Here is an 18,427-nt window from a genome sequence, read left to right on the forward strand (position 1 = left end):
TGGAGGCGCATTATAGGGAGTTTCCTGCGGCCCGCAACCCTTAAATGACAGAAAAATGACTGACTGCTGCATTCCACAGCAAAATCCCGCCTTATACCCATTTACACACAGAGTTATCCACAATCGTAAGGAAATTATCTGTAAGCGTCCCTAAAAAGGGAGAGAATCGGTATGAAAACCTCTATATAGAAAGAAATTCACTCTACGCTATATAAAGAAGAAGGACTGACAACTTAAGCGCCATAATCCCTACCACCTTTGAATTACGCACCCCATCAGGCAATAATACCCGCACAAACCGTGATTTCAGGACCGTGATGAGATACTCCCTGCAACGTACTGCTATACGTAAACGCCCAATGAAGCTTGGCACCACCGTGATCCTCATGGTTAGTGCAGTACTCTTCTCCGTGCTGCTTGTCGTTCATCTGATTTATTTCTCGCAGATCAGCAACATGACGCGCGATGCCTTAGCGAGTAAAGCGCTTGCGGTCGCGCGAACGCTAGCCAACTCTCCGGAGATCCGCCAGGGCCTAATGAAAAAGCCCGAGGAAAGCGGCATTCAGGCGATTGCCCAGGCGGTGAATAAGAGCAACGACTTTTTGTTTATCGTCGTCACTGATATGCAAAGCATTCGTTACTCCCATCCCGAAGCGCAGCGAATCGGTCAGCCATTTAAAGGTGATGACATATTGCTGGCCCTGCAAGGTAAAGAGAATGTCGCCATTAATCGCGGATTCCTGGCTAAAGCTCTACGTGTATTTACTCCTATCTATGACGAACATCATCGGCAGATTGGCGTGGTGTCGATCGGCCTTGAGCTAAGCCGGGTGACTGAGCAGATCAATAACAGCCGCGGCAGCATCTTTTGGTCCATCTTATTTGGTGTACTGGTTGGGCTACTCGGCACATGGGTATTTGTCAAAGTCCTCAAGCGCATTCTGTTTGGCCTGGAGCCTTATGAAATCTCCAATCTGTTCGAACAACGCCAGGCGATGCTGCACTCTATAAAGGAAGGTGTTATTGCCGTTGACGAGTGCGGTGAGGTGACGCTGATTAACCAGGCGGCGCAGGAGCTGCTGGATTATCACAAATCACAAGATGATGCCCAGCTCTCCACACTCAGCCATGCGTGGTCACAGGTGGTCGATTTTTCACAGGTACTACATGACGGAACGCCGCGCCGCGATGAAGAGATCATGGTGAAGGATCGGCTACTCTTAATTAACACGGTCCCGGTACTCAGCAACGGTAAAATCATCGGTGCCATTTCAACCTTCAGAGATAAGACTGAAGTCCGAAAACTAATGCAACGTCTGGATGGTATGGTCAACTATGCCGACGCACTTCGTGAACGATCCCACGAATTCATGAATAAATTGCACGTGATTCTGGGATTATTGCATCTGAAAAGTTATAAGCAGCTTGAAAATTACATCCTGAAGACCGCAAACAATTATCAGGAAGAAATTGGCTCACTGTTAGGAAAAATAAAATCACCGGTGATCGCAGGATTTTTACTCAGTAAGATTAATCGCACATCTGATTTAGGCCATAGTCTGGTCATTAGCAATGAAAGCCAGTTACCGGAAAATAGCAACGAAGATCAGGTGGCGGTACTGATTACCGTTCTGGGGAATCTGATTGAAAACGCCCTGGAGGCGCTAGGTCAAGAACCTGGTGGTGAGATCAGCGTATCCTTGCATTATCGACACGGCTGGTTGCATTGCGAAGTGAATGACGATGGTCCGGGGATTGCCCCCGAAAACATTGAGCACATCTTTGAGAAGGGCGTTTCGTCAAAAGGAACCGAACGGGGCGTTGGTTTAGCGCTTGTTAAACAACAGGTTGAAAACGTTGGCGGTAATATTTCCGTCGAGTCTGAACCAGGGATCTTCACCCAATTTTTTGTACAGTTACCGTGGAATGGTGAGAGGGCCAGCAGATGATCAATGTCTTAATTGTCGATGACGATGCAATGGTAGCGGAATTAAACCGCCGTTATGTCGCGCAACTCTCCGGTTTTCACTGCTGCGGCACAGCCTCCACGCTGGAGAAAGCAAAAGAGATAATCTTTCATAGCGGTCATCATATCGATCTGATTTTGCTAGATATTTATATGCAAAAAGAAAACGGTCTGGACCTGCTACCGGTTCTGCACAGCGAAGGTTGCAAGTGTGATGTCATCGTCATCTCTTCCGCCGCTGATGCCACCACCATCAAAGATTCACTTCACTACGGTGTTGTTGACTACCTGATCAAACCTTTCCAGGCTTCCCGGTTTGAAGAGGCGCTCACCGGCTGGCTGCACAAGAAAAATGAGATGGACAAGCATCAGTATTATGAACAGTCTGAGCTTGACCAGCTGATTCACGGCAGCTCTTCCAATGAACAGGAAGCACGGCGCTTACCTAAAGGGTTAACGCCACAAACGTTACGCACGCTGTGTCAGTGGATTGATGAGCACCAGGATCAGGAGTTCTCCACGGATGAGCTGGCCAACGAGGTCAATATCTCGCGCGTCTCTTGCCGTAAATACCTTATCTGGCTCGTCAATTGTCACATCTTATTTACCAGCATCCATTATGGCGTGACCGGCAGACCTGTTTATCGTTATCGTGTGCAGGCTGAACACTACTCATTGCTTAAACAATATTGCCAATAAATACACTTGGGATTATTTGTTATTTGAAAGTAACAATTATTAAAATAATGAAAAATCCCAATTTCACCAGCTGGCACTGTAAAATTATAAATTTGCGTTAGATCAAATATATTTGTATCCGGCATGTTAAATGTATTATTTTAATATTGACAACCATCACACTGTTTTTAATTTCAAAATCGCTAACAAAAGTTAATTAAGTATTATCTAACTCGCAGAGTGTGTATTTTTACCCATAAAGGATTAGTCTGAAATTAACCAGACATACAAAATCTAGACTGGTAGCAATGGAGACCATGCTACGTACCATGGACACCGTACATTTTTGTGAGCAAATAAAAGTATCCGCACGCCGACCTCATCACATTATGAGATGGCGTGACCGTGATCACATAAATAATCTACTCACCCATTCTGTCGGTGGTTCACGTAATAGCGGAAAACGCAAAACAGATAAATTACAGCGTCAACCGCAGCTTTCCATGCCCAGCTCTGCTTCCCATCGCCTGAGGATTTTCTCCTCTGATCAAAGCCACAGAAAAAAGCTAAATATTTCCATAAATTTGAAAAAACATTCTAGCAAGACATTTGAACATTAATCGCAAATACGGACATATCGAATACTGACCATTTTTTGATGCTTATTCTGGCAAAAAAGAATGTGGCACAGATCCATTTTTCAAAAAATTGACTGGGTTTTTCGCGAGGGTAAATAAAATGTTATTTAGTATACAACTTCTCATAATATTAATATGTTTGTTTTATGGTGCCAGAAAGGGCGGTATCGCGCTGGGTTTATTAGGCGGTATCGGCCTGGTCATTCTGGTTTTCGTTTTCCATCTCCAGCCGGGTAAACCACCTGTAGATGTAATGCTGGTTATTATTGCCGTGGTGGCCGCATCGGCAACCTTGCAAGCCTCCGGCGGCCTTGACGTTATGCTGCAAATCGCTGAAAAGCTGCTGCGCCGTAACCCAAAATACGTTTCCATCGTCGCACCTTTCGTTACCTGCACCCTGACGATTCTCTGCGGTACAGGGCACGTGGTATACACCATCCTGCCAATCATTTATGACGTTGCCATTAAGAACAATATTCGCCCGGAACGTCCGATGGCGGCGAGTTCTATCGGTGCACAGATGGGGATTATCGCCAGCCCAGTTTCTGTAGCCGTGGTGTCACTGGTGGCAATGCTGGGTAACGTAACGTTTGAAGGCAAGCATCTCGAATTCCTCGACCTGCTCAGCATCACCATCCCGTCTACCCTGTTGGGTATCCTGGCGATCGGTATCTTCAGCTGGTTCCGTGGTAAGGATCTGGATAAAGATGAAGAGTTCCAGAAGTTCATTTCCGTACCTGAAAACCATAACTATGTGTATGGCGATACCGCCACGCTGTTAGACAAAAAGCTGCCGAAAAGCAACTGGCTGGCCATGTGGATCTTCCTGGCTGCTATCGCCGTGGTTGCCGTGCTTGGCGCGTTCTCTGAGCTGCGTCCTACCTTTAGCGGCAAACCGCTGTCAATGGTGCTGGTTATCCAGATGTTCATGCTGCTGACCGGTGCGCTGATTATTATCCTGACGAAGACCAATCCCGCTTCAATATCTAAAAACGAAGTCTTCCGTTCCGGTATGATCGCGATTGTGGCGGTGTACGGTATTGCCTGGATGGCCGAAACAATGTTCGGTGCGCACATGACAGAAATCGAAGGTGTGCTGGGCAATATGGTGAAAGAGTATCCGTGGGCCTATGCAATTGTTCTGCTGCTGGTATCCAAATTTGTAAACTCCCAGGCAGCGGCGCTGGCGGCGATTGTTCCGGTCGCGCTGGCAATCGGGGTTGATCCCGCGTACATCGTGGCTTCTGCTCCGGCATGTTACGGTTACTACATTCTGCCGACCTACCCGAGCGATCTGGCTGCAATCCAGTTTGACCGTTCCGGCACCACCCACATCGGCCGCTTCGTTATCAACCACAGCTTCATTCTGCCTGGCTTGATCGGCGTAAGCGTATCCTGTGTCTTTGGTTGGATCTTCGCCGCAATGTACGGTTTCCTGTAATCACAGTTCGCGTGCCGTCCACGTTGGTACGGCACGCCACCATGAAGACACAGAGAATTTTAAAATTCCTGAGAAAAATGAAAAGGCTGGAAGCAAATGTCAAAAGTTGAATTCACTTACCAGGCGGCTTTCCCACTGGGGGAAGACAAAACTGAGTACTACCTGCTGACATCCGATCACGTCAGCGTCGGCGAGTTTGAAGGCGAAACAATCCTGAAAGTAGCCCCTGAAGCACTTACGCTACTGGCCCAGCAAGCCTTCCACGATGCCTCCTTCATGCTCCGCCCAGAACACCAACAGCAAGTCGCCTCAATTCTCCATGATCCCGAAGCCAGCGAAAACGATAAGTACGTGGCGCTGCAGTTCCTGAGAAACTCCGAAATCGCCGCCAAAGGCGTGTTGCCAACCTGCCAGGACACCGGTACGGCAATCATCATGGGGAAAAAAGGTCAGCGTGTTTGGACCGGCGGCGGCGATGAAGCGGCGCTCTCCAAAGGCGTATTTAATACCTATATCGAAGATAACCTGCGCTACTCGCAAAACGCGGCGCTGGATATGTACAAAGAAGTGAATACCGGCACCAACCTGCCCGCACAGATCGATCTGTACAGCGTGGACGGCGACGAATACAAATTCCTGTGCGTGGCCAAAGGCGGCGGCTCAGCCAACAAAACCTATCTGTATCAGGAAACCAAAGCGCTGCTGACTCCCGGCAAACTGAAAAACTTCCTGGTTGAGAAAATGCGTACGCTGGGTACCGCAGCCTGCCCGCCGTATCACATCGCATTCGTTATTGGCGGCACGTCAGCGGAAAGCACCCTCAAAACGGTGAAGCTGGCCAGCACACACTACTATGACGCGCTGCCGACTGAAGGCAATGCTCACGGCCAGGCGTTCCGCGATCTGCAACTGGAACAAGAACTGCTGGAAGAAGCGCAGAAACTCGGCCTTGGTGCTCAGTTCGGCGGGAAATACTTCGCACATGATATCCGCGTGATCCGCCTGCCTCGCCACGGCGCGTCCTGCCCGGTTGGCATGGGCGTTTCTTGCTCTGCAGACCGTAACATCAAGGCCAAGATCAACCGCGAAGGGATCTGGATTGAAAAACTGGAACATAACCCAGGTCAGTACATTCCGGAATCTCTGCGCCAGGCGGGCGAAGGTGAAGTGGTTAAAGTTGACCTTAACCGCCCAATGAAAGAGATCCTCGCCCAGCTCTCTCAGTACCCGGTTTCTACTCGTCTGTCACTGAGCGGTACTATCATTGTTGGTCGTGACATTGCTCACGCGAAGTTAAAAGAACGTATTGAGTCCGGCGAAGGTCTGCCGCAGTACGTGAAAGATCATCCGATCTACTACGCGGGTCCGGCCAAAACGCCTGCAGGCTACCCGTCCGGTTCTTTAGGTCCAACCACCGCGGGTCGTATGGACTCCTACGTTGACCTGTTGCAGTCTCACGGCGGCAGCATGATCATGCTGGCAAAAGGTAACCGTAGCCAGCAGGTGACTGACGCCTGCCACAAACACGGCGGCTTCTACTTGGGCAGCATCGGTGGACCGGCAGCGGTACTGGCGCAGCAGAGCATTAAGCATCTGGAATGCGTGGAATACCCGGAGCTGGGTATGGAAGCTATCTGGAAAATCGAAGTAGAAGATTTCCCGGCTTTCATTCTGGTCGATGACAAAGGCAACGATTTCTTCCAGCAAATCGTCAGCAAACAATGCGCTAACTGCGCGAAGTAACCCATTCGGCCCGGCACTGGACTGGCACTAAATTTTTGGCGTCAGTCCAGCGATCCCCCCGGGCCAACTTTATCCCCCCATTTACTGGTATTGAATTTTTGCCGTTCACAGGGAATAGTGACCTTTTCCATTACGTGTGAATTCGCAATGCTCCGCACTCTGAACCCCACAATCTTGCGCACCGCCGCATTGATCCTGGCGCTGATTCTTATCTACACCGGTATCTCTGCCTCTGAGAAAATCACCTGGCTGATGGAAGTCACGCCAGTCATTATTGTCGTCCCGCTGTTGCTGGCTACCATGAAGCAGTACCCATTGACGCCGCTGCTTTATACGTTGATTTTCTTGCACGCCATCATTCTGATGGTAGGCGGGATGTATACCTACGCCAAAGTCCCCGTCGGTTTTCAGGTTCAGGAATGGCTGGATCTCAGTCGAAACCCCTATGACAAGCTGGGCCACTTCTTCCAGGGGCTGGTACCAGCCCTGACGGCAAGAGAGATTTTAGTGCGCGGCAATATTGTCCGTGGTCGTAAGATGCTGGCATTTTTGGTCTGCTGCGTAGCACTGGCGATTAGCGCAATGTATGAACTGATCGAATGGTGGGCGGCGCTGGCAATGGGACAAGGTGCGGATGACTTCCTTGGCACGCAAGGTGACCCGTGGGATACCCAGTCGGACATGTTCTGCGCCCTGCTCGGTGCGTTAACAACGGTCCTCGCGTTAGCGGGCTGGCACAATCGGCAGTTGAAAACGGCCGGAGAGCGCTAACGCTTCTCCGGCAATCTACATTACCTACTGCGATACTTGATAACCAGAATCGGCAAGGCGAACAACAGTGTCAGAAAGTTCGCCATGCTGACGGCAGTATCTTCAATCAATAATCCGTAAATCAGCCACAAAACCAGCCCGCACACAAACATCACATACATCAAACCGGAGATGCCTTGTGTGTTGCGGGTGGTAATAACCTTAATGGCTTGCGGTAAGAAAGAGAGCGTCGTCAGGCTGGCCGCCAAATACCCAATCAACGAATGCCATTCCATCGCTATGCCTTCACATCGCCTGGAGCCACTACCGCAATAGCCGGGATATCCGGTTGTTCATGGTGCTGCGGCACCTTGCGATACTTATCCAGTAAATGGATCTGGATCCTGCGCAGGGTGTCGCCATTCAGTCGATAAAAGCGGAAATACAGGACTAAGGTCACCACAAAAAAGAGTGCGGGTAGCGCTATCATAATAAACTGCATGCCAACGATGGTTTCGGCAGACTGCGCGACATTTGGCGCGTAATTAATCACCCCGAGTATCAACGCGATAAAGAAAGCGGCAAATGCTGACCCACCTTTTACCACCATTGTCTGCACCGAATAAGCGATACTTTCACAACGAATATTAAGTTTGTATTCGCCGTAATCAACGGTATCTGCCACCATAATGACCTGCAACACCCAGAAAAGCGCAGAACCAATATTCAGTAAAACACCCGCTATAACAATCAGTAAGATATTATGGAAATCTGCCAGCGCCATCACCAGTAGTACGCTACAGCTAAGCACCGGCAACACCGATGCCCCAGCCCACAAGATCCGTCGTGACAACGCGTTTACCAGCCGAGGAAAGAAAATCAGTGTCAGCAGGTTTGCCGCACCTGCGTAAGACATGTAGTACGGGAAGAGACTTGCATCGCCAATCACGTAGGTAAAATAGTAAATGGCAAAGCCAGCAATGATATTGGATGCAATATTGTAAGCCAGTGCCATACCTAACAGGCAGGATAGCTGGTCATTTTTATAGATAAGCCCAACGATCGCTTTCAACCCAAGACGACTGCTGTCTGCCGTGGCCTCACTGTCTGACGAATAAACCTCATGCACATTCCGTAGCGTCACAACGGTGGAAACGATAAAGAACGCGATGAGAATTAGTGTAAACATCTGAAAACCAAAACCACGATCGGCTCCGCCAACATAGCTCACAAAAGGCAGCGTCACGCCTGCGGTAACAAACCCAGAAAGGCTGGCGAAGAAACGGGGGTACGGCACCAGTTGTTCACGCTCGCGTTTATCCAGCGTAATGGTTGGCACCAGTGACCAGAATGGAATATCCATAATGGTGTAGGTCATTCCCCATAATATATACGTCACGCAAACAAATACGACCTGCGCAGTACCCTCAAAAAGATGTGCGCTAAAAAGCAAAAACAGCACCAATGAGTTCGCCAGCGTACCTAGCAAGATCCAGGGTTTAAATTTTCCCCAGCGCGATCGGGTGGCGTTCACAATCCAGCCCATAATGGGATCGTTTACCGCATCCCAAATCCTTGCCGCCAGGAACAACGTTCCGACCAGCCCCACCGATAATCCCACCACGTCGGTGTAGTAATACATCAGGTACATGTACACAATACCGATGGCGAAATCCTTACCAAACGCTCCAAATCCATAACTGAGTTTTGTTGTCAGAGATATGCTCATAGGGTATCGGGTCGCTGTTACCAGCGCCCGCCTTCTGTAAGAGGAAACGTCAGAGGTTAAACGCCGGATACAATGCCCGGCGTGATTGTGTATTAACGGTGCAGCCAGGCCGGCAGCCAGTCGCCGTGAGACGCGATCAGGTCGTCCACCAGCGCATAAATCTCTTCAATCCCCAGTACCGCGGCGGTATGCGGATCCATCATCGCCGCGTGATAAACGCGATCGCGATTCTCCGTCAGGATGGCTTCCGTTAGCAGGGTCTGAACATTGATATTGGTTTGCATCATGGCCGCCAAATGTGACGGGAGAGTCCCGACTTTCGTTGGCTGAATACCATTTGCATCGACCAGACAAGCGACTTCAACGCAGCAGCCTTGCGGCAGGTTGTCGATCAGATTGTCATTGCGAACGTTGCCATACACGACGCTCGGTTCACCGGTCCAGATAGCGTTCATGATAGTGCTGGCATATTCGCGTGACGGTTTAATGTCGATCCGCTCAGCCGTTTTGTACTCTTCCAGCTCTTTTTTCCAGTTCGCCAACTGTTCCACACAACGTTTCGGATATTCATCCAATGGCACCTTATAGCGCTCAATCAGATCTTCACGTCCCGGTTTGATAAACCACGGCGTATATTCAGCGAAGTGCTCCGACGATTCGGTGACGAAATACCCCAATTTTTTGAACATTTCATAACGCACAATGTTCTGGCAACGGGTATTTCCGTGAATATTTGGTTTCGGCGCCTGACCGGATTCATAGGCCGCCAGCAGCTCCGGGTAGAGATTCACATAGGCACCGTCCGCCGTTTTGCGCTCCAGCTCCAGATAAAACGCCATATGGTTGATCCCGGCACTGCGATAGCGCAAAGAAGCAGGGTCGATGTTCAGATCGCGGGCCAACTCCTCCGCCGTCCCCTGCACCGAATGACACAACCCAACCTGCTTAATATGCGGATAGCGCGCATACATTGCCCAGGTGTTCATTGCCATCGGGTTAACGTAGTTAAGCATTGTGGCCTGCGGACAAACTTCGGTCATATCCTCACAAATCTGCCATAAATGCGGGATGGTACGCAGCGCGCGCATGATGCCGCCCGGCCCCAGCGTGTCGGCAATCGTCTGCTCCAGGCCATGGCGTTTACACACCGTAAAATCGGTGACGGTACAAGGTTCATAGCCGCCGATCTGGAAAGCGACCACCACAAAATCAGCATCCTGTAATGCCGCTTTTTGATCGGTATAGCAGGTGATTCGTCCAGACGCGCCCGCAGAATCCATCAACTTGCGCACAACAACGTGTGATTCTTCCAGACGCGTAGGATCGAGATCCATCAAGGCGATATGCGCAGATTTAAGCGCATCGCGGTGAAAGACGTCCCCAAGAATATTTTTGACGAAAATCGTGGAACCGGCGCCGATAAAGGTAATTTTGGGTGCAGACATCATGACTCTCCAGAACATTAGTGAACACAGTCATGGTGGCACAGCGCATAGATGAAAACCTCCGACTTCCCTGCTGAGCATTCCCATAAACTCAGATCATCACTCTGCGCCCTATTGGATCTGAGTTTATGGGACAAAATCACCCAAAAAGCAGAGTATGCGGCCGCAAAATGTCGCTATGCTCAATGGTAACGGTCCAATTTGTGTCCTGATTCTCAGCCTTAATACGTGTTAAATGACATGATTCTGATAATTCAGGAAATGGAGCAACCATGAGTACATTACCGACATCGCCTCTCCCTCCCGATCCGCACATGTGCAGTAGCGATGAAGAACAAACCCGCAGCCCGCTATCGCTGTACTCAGAATATCAACGGATGGATATCGAGTTGCGCTCACCGCATGCTATGCCTGCCAGCCACTGGCATGGGCAAGTGGAGATCAATGTCCCGTTTGATGGTGACGTCGAGTACCTTATCAACAACGAAGTGGTACAGATAAAACAGGGACACATCACGCTATTCTGGGCCTGTACACCGCATCAGCTCACGCGTCCGGGCAGCTGCCAAAGTATGGCTATCTTCAATTTACCGATGCACCTTTTCCTCTCCTGGCCGCTGGATCGCGAGCTGATCAACCATGTTACCCATGGAATGGTCATCAAATCGCTGGCGTCGCAGCAGTTGAGCACCTTTGAGGTTCAGCGCTGGCAACAGGAACTGAGCAACCCGAACGAACAAATTCGCCAGCTCGCCATTGATGAAATTGGTCTGATGCTCAAGCGGTTTAGCCTTTCCGGCTGGCAGCCTATCCTGGTCAATAAAACCTCGCGGACCCACAAAAACAGCGTGTCGCGGCACGCCCAGTTCTACGTCAGCCAAATGCTGAGCTTTATTGCCGACAACTACGATCAGGCGCTCACCATCAACGACGTCGCGGAACACGTGAAGCTCAACGCCAACTACGCGATGGGGATTTTCCAACGCGTAATGCAACTCACCCTGAAGCAGTACATCACGGCAATGCGGATCAATCACGTCCGCGCATTGCTTAGCGATACCGATAAAACCATTCTCGACGTTGCGTTGACCGCCGGATTCCGATCCAGCAGCCGTTTTTATGACACCTTCAGCAAGTTTGTCGGCATGTCGCCGCAGCAGTACCGCAAACTAAGCCAGCAGCATCGGCAAACAATCGCTGGTTGATATCATTCGGCAATATCAGTATCAGCCAAAAAAATATTCCCCCTGTCGATAAACGGCGGTGAAAAACCGCCAACAAGCAAACATAACCTACTGTTTAAAAACAAATTAAACACAAATTAGACTATTTTTCACCCGCTTTACAGCCCATTTTGACAGGATAATACTTGCCTGCGTCACATTCATACGGTGTGTCTGCAATTCATAGATTGCAACCTTTCCACAACCGGGTAAAAGATGATGAAAGTATTAATTGTTGAAAGTGAGTTTCTGCATCAGGACACCTGGGTCGGTAGCGCTGTCGAACGTCTGGCTGACGCATTAAGCCGCCAAAATGTTACCGTCATTAAGTCCACCTCATTCGACGATGGTTACGCAATCCTCGCCGCCAATGAAGCCATTGATTGCCTGATGTTCAGCTATCAAATGGAACAACAAGACGAGCACCTGAACGTCAGGCAATTGATCGGCAAGCTCCACGAGCGCCAGCAAAACGTTCCCGTTTTCCTGCTGGGCGATCGCGAAAAAGCCACCGCATCGCTGGATCGCGACCTGCTGGAGCTTGTCGATGAATTCGCCTGGATTCTGGAAGATACCGCAGACTTTATCGCCGGTCGCGCCGTTGCGGCGATGACCCGCTACCGCCAACAACTTCTGCCACCGCTGTTCAGCGCACTGATGAAGTACGGCGACATCCATGAATACTCCTGGGCAGCACCGGGTCACCAGGGCGGCGTCGGATTCACCAAAACACCGGCCGGTCGTTTCTACCATGATTACTATGGTGAAAACTTATTCCGTAGCGACATGGGTATTGAACGTGCATCGCTCGGCTCGCTGCTGGATCATACCGGCGCGTTTGGCGAGAGCGAAAAATATGCCGCCCGCGTGTTTGGCGCTGATCGCTCCTGGTCCGTGGTGGTCGGGACTTCCGGCTCTAACCGCACCATCATGCAGGCTTGTATGACCGACAACGACGTCGTGGTGCTGGATCGTAACTGCCATAAATCCATCGAGCAGGGGCTTATCCTCACCGGGGCAAAACCGGTGTACATGGTGCCAAGCCGCAACCGGTACGGCATTATCGGGCCTATCTACCCGCAGGAAATGCAGCCTGAAACATTGCAGAAAAAGATCAGCGAAAGCCCGCTGACCAAAGGTAAAGCCGGGCAAAAACCGTCTTACAGCGTTGTGACCAACTGTACCTACGACGGTGTTTGCTACAACGCCAAAGAGGCCCAGGACCTGCTCGCGCAAACCAGCGATCGCATCCACTTCGATGAGGCCTGGTACGGCTATGCTCGCTTCAACCCAATTTACGCCGATCACTACGCCATGCGTGGCGCGCCGGGCGATCATAACGGTCCTACCGTTTTTGCCACCCACTCGACCCACAAACTGCTGAATGCGCTTTCTCAGGCATCTTACATTCACGTTCGTGAAGGTCGTGGGGCCGTGAACTTCTCCCGCTTTAACCAGGCGTACATGATGCACGCCACTACCTCTCCGCTGTATGCCATCTGCGCCTCAAACGACGTGGCGGTTTCCATGATGGACGGTAACAGCGGCCTGTCGCTCACCCAGGAAGTGATCGACGAAGCGGTCGATTTCCGTCAGGCCATGGCGCGGTTGTACAAAGAATTCACCGCCGAAGGCGACTGGTTCTTCAAACCGTGGAACAAAGAGATTGTGACCGATCCGCAGACCGGCAAAACCTATGACTTTGCCGATGCGCCAACCCAACTCCTGACCACCGACCAGAACTGCTGGGTAATGCGCCCGGGTGAATCCTGGCACGGATTTAAAGACCTGCCGGATAACTGGAGCATGCTGGACCCGATCAAAGTCAGCATTCTGGCTCCGGGGATGGGCGACGATGGTGAACTGGAAGAGAACGGCGTACCGGCTGCACTGGTCACCGCCTGGCTTGGCCGTCACGGCATCGTGCCGACCCGTACCACCGACTTCCAGATTATGTTCCTGTTCTCCATGGGGATTACCCGCGGGAAATGGGGCACACTGATCAACACGTTGTGCTCTTTCAAACACCATTACGATGCCAATACCCCGCTGGCACAGGTGATGCCAGAACTGGTTGAGGAACATCCAGACACTTACGCCAACATGGGCATTCACGATCTGGGCGACACCATGTTCGCCTGGCTGAAAGAGAACAACCCTGGCGCACGTCTTAACGCGGCCTACTCCGGCCTGCCTGTTGCTGAAATCACCCCGCGTGAAGCCTATAACGCGATAGTCAGCGATAACGTTGAGATGGTGGCCATTGAAAATCTGCCGGGTCGTATAGCCGCGAATTCCGTTATTCCTTACCCACCAGGAATTCCGATGCTGCTGTCCGGGGAAAACTTTGGCGACGCCAATAGCCCGCAGATTAGTTATCTACGTTCGTTGCAGTCCTGGGACCACCACTTCCCTGGATTTGAACATGAAACCGAAGGAACGGAAATTATTGACGGTGTGTACCACGTTATGTGCGTGAAAGCATAATGTCGTTTTATAGATAGTCCGATGTTTAAGGTAGACATGTCATGCTTGAGTAATTCCTGAGTATTGCTGCAAAACAATAACATTGTCATACCTTTTTGCGCGGGACCACCCCGCGCTTTTTTTATACGCAAATAGCGCCTTTCCACTTGCGTACAAAAATGTGTACATAAGAAAAATCCCGCCAAACATTGTAATTAATTTCAGACACGTTATTTTATTGCAGTCCTGGTTTCATCATACAATTTCAATTTAGCCGATTTGGCTCATCTGATGTTGAGCTACGGTGTTTTATGTTCATATTCCTGGAGTTGGGTATGAGGCTTTGCAGCAAAGAAGCTTGTGTTGTTGTATTAACGGAGAAGGATGTTTGGTTAAGGATTAACGGTAAAGAAGCCATCAGTTTAAAAGCTAATCATATGGCACTGGTGGCATGCGATAATAATATTATCGATTTCTCATCACTTAATAACGCATTGGTCGTACATATCAGCCGCGATATCATTAAAGATTATCTGCGCTTTTTAAATAAAGACCTTTCACAGATCCCACTCTGGCAACGCAGTGCCAGCCCAGTGATGACCGCCGCGTGTCTGACGCCGGATGTCTTCAGGGTGGCAGCCCAACACAGCGTAATGGACACAGTGAACGAAGCTGAAAGAGAGCGTACGCGCTCGCTACTGTTCACGGTGTTATCACGCTTTCTCGACAGCAAAAAGTTTATTTCTTTGCTCATGTATATGCTGCGCAACTGTATCAGCGATAGCGTTTATCACATTATTGAGAGCGATATACATAAAGACTGGAATTTAAGCATGGTTGCCAGTTGCTTATGCCTGAGTCCCAGTTTGTTAAAGAAAAAGCTCAAAAGTGAAAATACAAGTTACAGCCAAATAATTACCACATGTCGCATGCGATATGCCGTCAATCAATTACTGATGGACGGCAAAAACATTTCTCAGGTCTCTCAACTGTGTGGATATAACAGTACCTCATACTTTATCTCCGTATTCAAAGAGTTCTATGGGATGACACCTCTGCATTATGTGAGTCAACATAGGGAGCCATCCGCCGCCTGATTTTTAATCAGTTAGCGATAAGCCATAATAATATCAGCATTAGCGATACCCCAGCTCCGTCATCATTAAATAGACTTTTGACGAGGTATGATAAGGCGTCATTTATCCTTATCAGGAGTTAAAAAATATGTCGACGGATGCTGATGCTCACAAAGTGGGCTTAATCCCCGTCACCCTTATGGTGTCGGGGAATATTATGGGTTCCGGTGTATTCCTGCTACCCGCAAACCTTGCGTCAACTGGCGGGATTGCAATCTACGGATGGTTGGTCACGATTATCGGTGCTCTGGCACTGTCGATGGTGTACGCCAAAATGTCGTCCTTAGACTCCAGTCCCGGTGGTTCTTATGCTTACGCCCGCCGCTGCTTCGGTCCTTTTTTGGGCTACCAGACCAACGTGCTGTACTGGCTGGCCTGCTGGATTGGTAACATCGCCATGGTGGTCATTGGCGTCGGTTACCTGAGCTACTTCTTCCCCATCTTAAAAGATCCGCTGGTCCTGACGCTGACCTGCGTCGTAGTACTGTGGATCTTCGTATTACTGAACATTGTCGGACCGAAAATGATCACCCGCGTGCAGGCCGTCGCAACGGTACTGGCACTGGTGCCAATTGTCGGGATTGCCGTCTTCGGCTGGTTCTGGTTCCGCGGTGAAACCTATATGGCAGCCTGGAACGTCAGCGGGATGAACACCTTCGGCGCGATTCAAAGCACTCTGAACGTCACCTTGTGGTCATTTATCGGGGTGGAAAGCGCCTCCGTTGCGGCTGGCGTGGTTAAAAATCCCAAACGTAACGTACCTATCGCTACCATGGGCGGCGTGCTGATTGCCGCTGTTTGCTATGTGCTCTCCACCACCGCAATCATGGGTATGATCCCTAACGCGGCGCTGCGTGTATCAGCCTCTCCGTTCGGTGATGCCGCACGTATGGCGCTGGGTGACACCGCTGGGGCCATTGTTTCCTTCTGTGCTGCTGCCGGGTGTCTTGGTTCTCTGGGCGGCTGGACGCTGCTTGCCGGGCAAACCGCCAAAGCCGCAGCCGATGACGGCCTGTTCCCACCGATTTTTGCCCGCGTGAACAAAGCCGGTACGCCAGTGGCCGGGTTAATTATTGTCGGCATCCTGATGACCATCTTCCAGTTCAGCAGCATGTCGCCGAACGCAGCAAAAGAGTTTGGTCTGGTCTCTTCGGTTTCCGTTATCTTCACCCTGGTGCCGTATCTGTACACCTGCGCCGCGCTGCTGCTGCTCGGCCATGGCCACTTTGGTAAAGCACGCCCGATGTACTTACTGGTGACCTTTATCGCCTTTGTCTACTGCATCTGGGCGGTTGTCGGTTCCGGCGCCAAAGAAGTGATGTGGTCGTTCGTCACGCTGATGATCATCACCGCGCTGTACGCATTGAACTACAACCGGATCCATAAAAACCCGTATCCACTGGATGCCCCGGTAAACAATAACTAACGCCAACAATCGTCGTGGCCCGATGGCGTAAGTTCATCGGGTCAACGTTCTCCTACCGCTCTTCGAAAAATCAACATTAAGAACTTAAGGTTGGCTTAATTTTACTTTGAGAGGATTTGCGCCACATAGTCGATGGAACCCCCTTAATGTTAAAGCTCTTGTTTAAAAGGCCCACTCTCGGGCTAATCAGCTGGCTTCTGCTGATCTCATTTTATCTTGCGACCTTCCTGAACATTGCGTTCTATAAACAAGTGCTGCAAGACCTGCCTCTGGACTCTGTGCGTAACGTGCTGGTGTTTTTATCAATGCCGGTGGTCGCGTTCAGCGTCATGAACATTGTGCTGACGCTGGCCTCATTCCTGTGGCTTAATCGCCTGGTGGCTTGCATTTTCATTCTGGTTGGTGCATCGGCCCAATATTTCATCATGACCTACGGCATCATCATCGACCGCTCGATGATCGCCAATATGATGGACACTACGCCCGCCGAAACCTTTGCTTTGCTGACGCCGCAAATGCTCATCACGCTCGGGGTGAGCGGCATTCTGGCCGCGCTCATTGCCTGCTGGGTAAAAATTAAACCGATCACGCCAGTTATGCGCAGCGTACTGTTTCGTGGCGCGAACATTCTGATCTCCGCCCTGCTGATCGTGCTGGTCGCTGCGTTCTTCTATAAAGATTACGCCTCACTGTTTCGCAACAACAAAGAACTGGTGAAATCCCTCAGTCCATCCAACAGCATTGTGGCGACGTCATCCTGGTATTCACACCAGCGACTGGCCCACCTGCCGCTGGTGCGCATTGGCGAGGATGCACATCGCAATCCGTTGATGGTGAAAGAAAAGCGTAAGAACCTGACGATTGTGGTTCTCGGCGAGACCTCGCGCGGCGATAACTTCTCGCTGTCAGGCTATTCGCGCCAGACCAACCCGCTGCTGGAAAAAGATGATGTGGTCTATTTCCCCCGCACCACATCCTGCGGAACGGCAACGGCAGTATCAGTACCCTGCATGTTCTCGGATATGCCACGCGCGCACTACGACGAAGAACTGGCACAGCATCAGGAAGGCGTACTCGACATCATTCAGCGGGCGGGAATTAACGTTCTGTGGAACGATAACGACGGCGGCTGCAAAGGGGCTTGCGACCGGGTTCCACACCAGAATATGACTAAGCTGAACCTGCCAGGGCAGTGTATTGACGGTGAATGCTACGATGAAGTCCTGTTCCACGGGCTGGAAGAGTACATTAATAATCTGCAAGGCGACGGCGTGATTGTGCTGCATACCATCGGCAGCCACGGTCCGACCTATTACAACCGCTATCCTGCGCAGTTTAAGAAATTTACGCCAACCTGCGATACCAACGAAATCCAGACCTGTTCGCAGCAACAGTTGGTCAATACTTACGACAACACCATTCTTTACGTTGACTATATTGTTGATAAAGCGATCAATATACTGAAAGAACATCAGGATAATTTCACCACCAGCCTGGTGTATCTTTCCGATCACGGCGAATCCTTAGGGGAAAATGGCGTCTATTTGCACGGCCTGCCGTATTCGATTGCACCAGATACACAAAAACATGTGCCGATGCTGCTGTGGCTCTCCGAGGATTATCAGCAACGCTATCAGGTCTCTCAGACATGTTTGCAAAAACGGGCAAGCTCAGAAGACTTCTCGCAGGATAATCTCTTCTCAACTCTGCTGGGATTAACGCGCGTGCAAACACAGAAATATCAGGCGGCAGATGATATTCTGCAACCCTGCCGGGGAGGCTAAAC

The 18,427-nt window shown here is 50.4% G+C and carries 13 protein-coding genes; 10 read left to right on the top strand and 3 right to left on the bottom strand.

What is annotated here, in order from left to right; all coding sequences use genetic code 11:
* The first annotated feature begins 317 nt into the window (after nucleotides 1-317).
* From OGY10_RS00720 to OGY10_RS00740, 5 genes are all read left to right on the top strand, one after another.
* A complete protein-coding gene (locus OGY10_RS00720; RefSeq protein ID WP_079935050.1) occupies nucleotides 318-1,949 on the top strand; it encodes a sensor histidine kinase in 1,632 nt (543 codons plus the stop codon).
* Complete coding sequence (gene dcuR / locus OGY10_RS00725; protein WP_008786975.1) at nucleotides 1,946-2,665, top strand: two-component system response regulator DcuR; 720 nt, start codon at nucleotides 1,946-1,948, stop codon at nucleotides 2,663-2,665. Before OGY10_RS00720 ends, dcuR begins: the two co-directional genes overlap by 4 nt.
* A gap of 717 nt (nucleotides 2,666-3,382) precedes the next feature.
* Entirely contained in the window at nucleotides 3,383-4,723 is a 1,341-nt protein-coding gene (gene dcuB / locus OGY10_RS00730; RefSeq protein ID WP_003031873.1) for an anaerobic C4-dicarboxylate transporter DcuB, read from the top strand.
* A 96-nt stretch (nucleotides 4,724-4,819) separates the two neighbouring features.
* On the top strand, nucleotides 4,820-6,466 hold the full coding sequence (gene fumA / locus OGY10_RS00735; RefSeq protein WP_008786974.1) for a class I fumarate hydratase FumA: 1,647 nt from the start codon (nucleotides 4,820-4,822) through the stop codon (nucleotides 6,464-6,466).
* Nucleotides 6,467-6,613: 147 nt separating this feature from the next.
* Nucleotides 6,614-7,237: a DUF2238 domain-containing protein gene (locus OGY10_RS00740; protein WP_286576034.1), complete on the top strand. Its 624-nt coding sequence runs from the start codon at nucleotides 6,614-6,616 to the stop codon at nucleotides 7,235-7,237.
* Between the two features lie 20 nt (nucleotides 7,238-7,257).
* Here OGY10_RS00740 and OGY10_RS00745 read toward each other — a convergent pair whose 3' ends face one another.
* From OGY10_RS00745 to melA, 3 genes are all read right to left on the bottom strand, one after another.
* On the bottom strand, nucleotides 7,258-7,512 hold the full coding sequence (locus OGY10_RS00745; protein ID WP_032942140.1) for a SemiSWEET transporter: 255 nt from the start codon (nucleotides 7,510-7,512) through the stop codon (nucleotides 7,258-7,260).
* A gap of 2 nt (nucleotides 7,513-7,514) precedes the next feature.
* Entirely contained in the window at nucleotides 7,515-8,945 is a 1,431-nt protein-coding gene (gene melB / locus OGY10_RS00750) for a melibiose:sodium transporter MelB (protein ID WP_286576036.1), read from the bottom strand.
* 92 nt (nucleotides 8,946-9,037) lie between these two features.
* Nucleotides 9,038-10,393 (bottom strand): alpha-galactosidase, encoded by a 1,356-nt coding sequence (melA, locus tag OGY10_RS00755; protein WP_008786970.1) that lies wholly within the window; start codon nucleotides 10,391-10,393, stop codon nucleotides 9,038-9,040.
* Between the two features lie 269 nt (nucleotides 10,394-10,662).
* Between melA and melR the strand changes: the two genes are divergently transcribed.
* From melR to eptA, 5 genes are all read left to right on the top strand, one after another.
* Nucleotides 10,663-11,595 (top strand): transcriptional regulator MelR, encoded by a 933-nt coding sequence (gene melR / locus OGY10_RS00760; protein WP_003826756.1) that lies wholly within the window; start codon nucleotides 10,663-10,665, stop codon nucleotides 11,593-11,595.
* A gap of 237 nt (nucleotides 11,596-11,832) precedes the next feature.
* Nucleotides 11,833-14,100: an arginine decarboxylase gene (adiA, locus tag OGY10_RS00765; RefSeq protein ID WP_003826754.1), complete on the top strand. Its 2,268-nt coding sequence runs from the start codon at nucleotides 11,833-11,835 to the stop codon at nucleotides 14,098-14,100.
* A 314-nt stretch (nucleotides 14,101-14,414) separates the two neighbouring features.
* On the top strand, nucleotides 14,415-15,176 hold the full coding sequence (locus OGY10_RS00770; protein WP_008786968.1) for an AraC family transcriptional regulator: 762 nt from the start codon (nucleotides 14,415-14,417) through the stop codon (nucleotides 15,174-15,176).
* Between the two features lie 127 nt (nucleotides 15,177-15,303).
* Nucleotides 15,304-16,641: an arginine/agmatine antiporter gene (gene adiC, locus OGY10_RS00775; RefSeq protein ID WP_003031853.1), complete on the top strand. Its 1,338-nt coding sequence runs from the start codon at nucleotides 15,304-15,306 to the stop codon at nucleotides 16,639-16,641.
* Between the two features lie 146 nt (nucleotides 16,642-16,787).
* Nucleotides 16,788-18,425 carry a phosphoethanolamine transferase EptA gene (eptA, locus tag OGY10_RS00780; RefSeq protein WP_286576038.1) on the top strand — a complete coding sequence of 546 codons (1,638 nt, stop codon included), beginning with the start codon at nucleotides 16,788-16,790 and terminating at the stop codon, nucleotides 18,423-18,425.
* Nucleotides 18,426-18,427 lie beyond the last annotated feature (2 nt).

This window comes from Citrobacter sp. Cpo148, from assembly GCF_030332375.1.
GTDB classification, from domain to species: domain Bacteria; phylum Pseudomonadota; class Gammaproteobacteria; order Enterobacterales; family Enterobacteriaceae; genus Citrobacter; species Citrobacter portucalensis.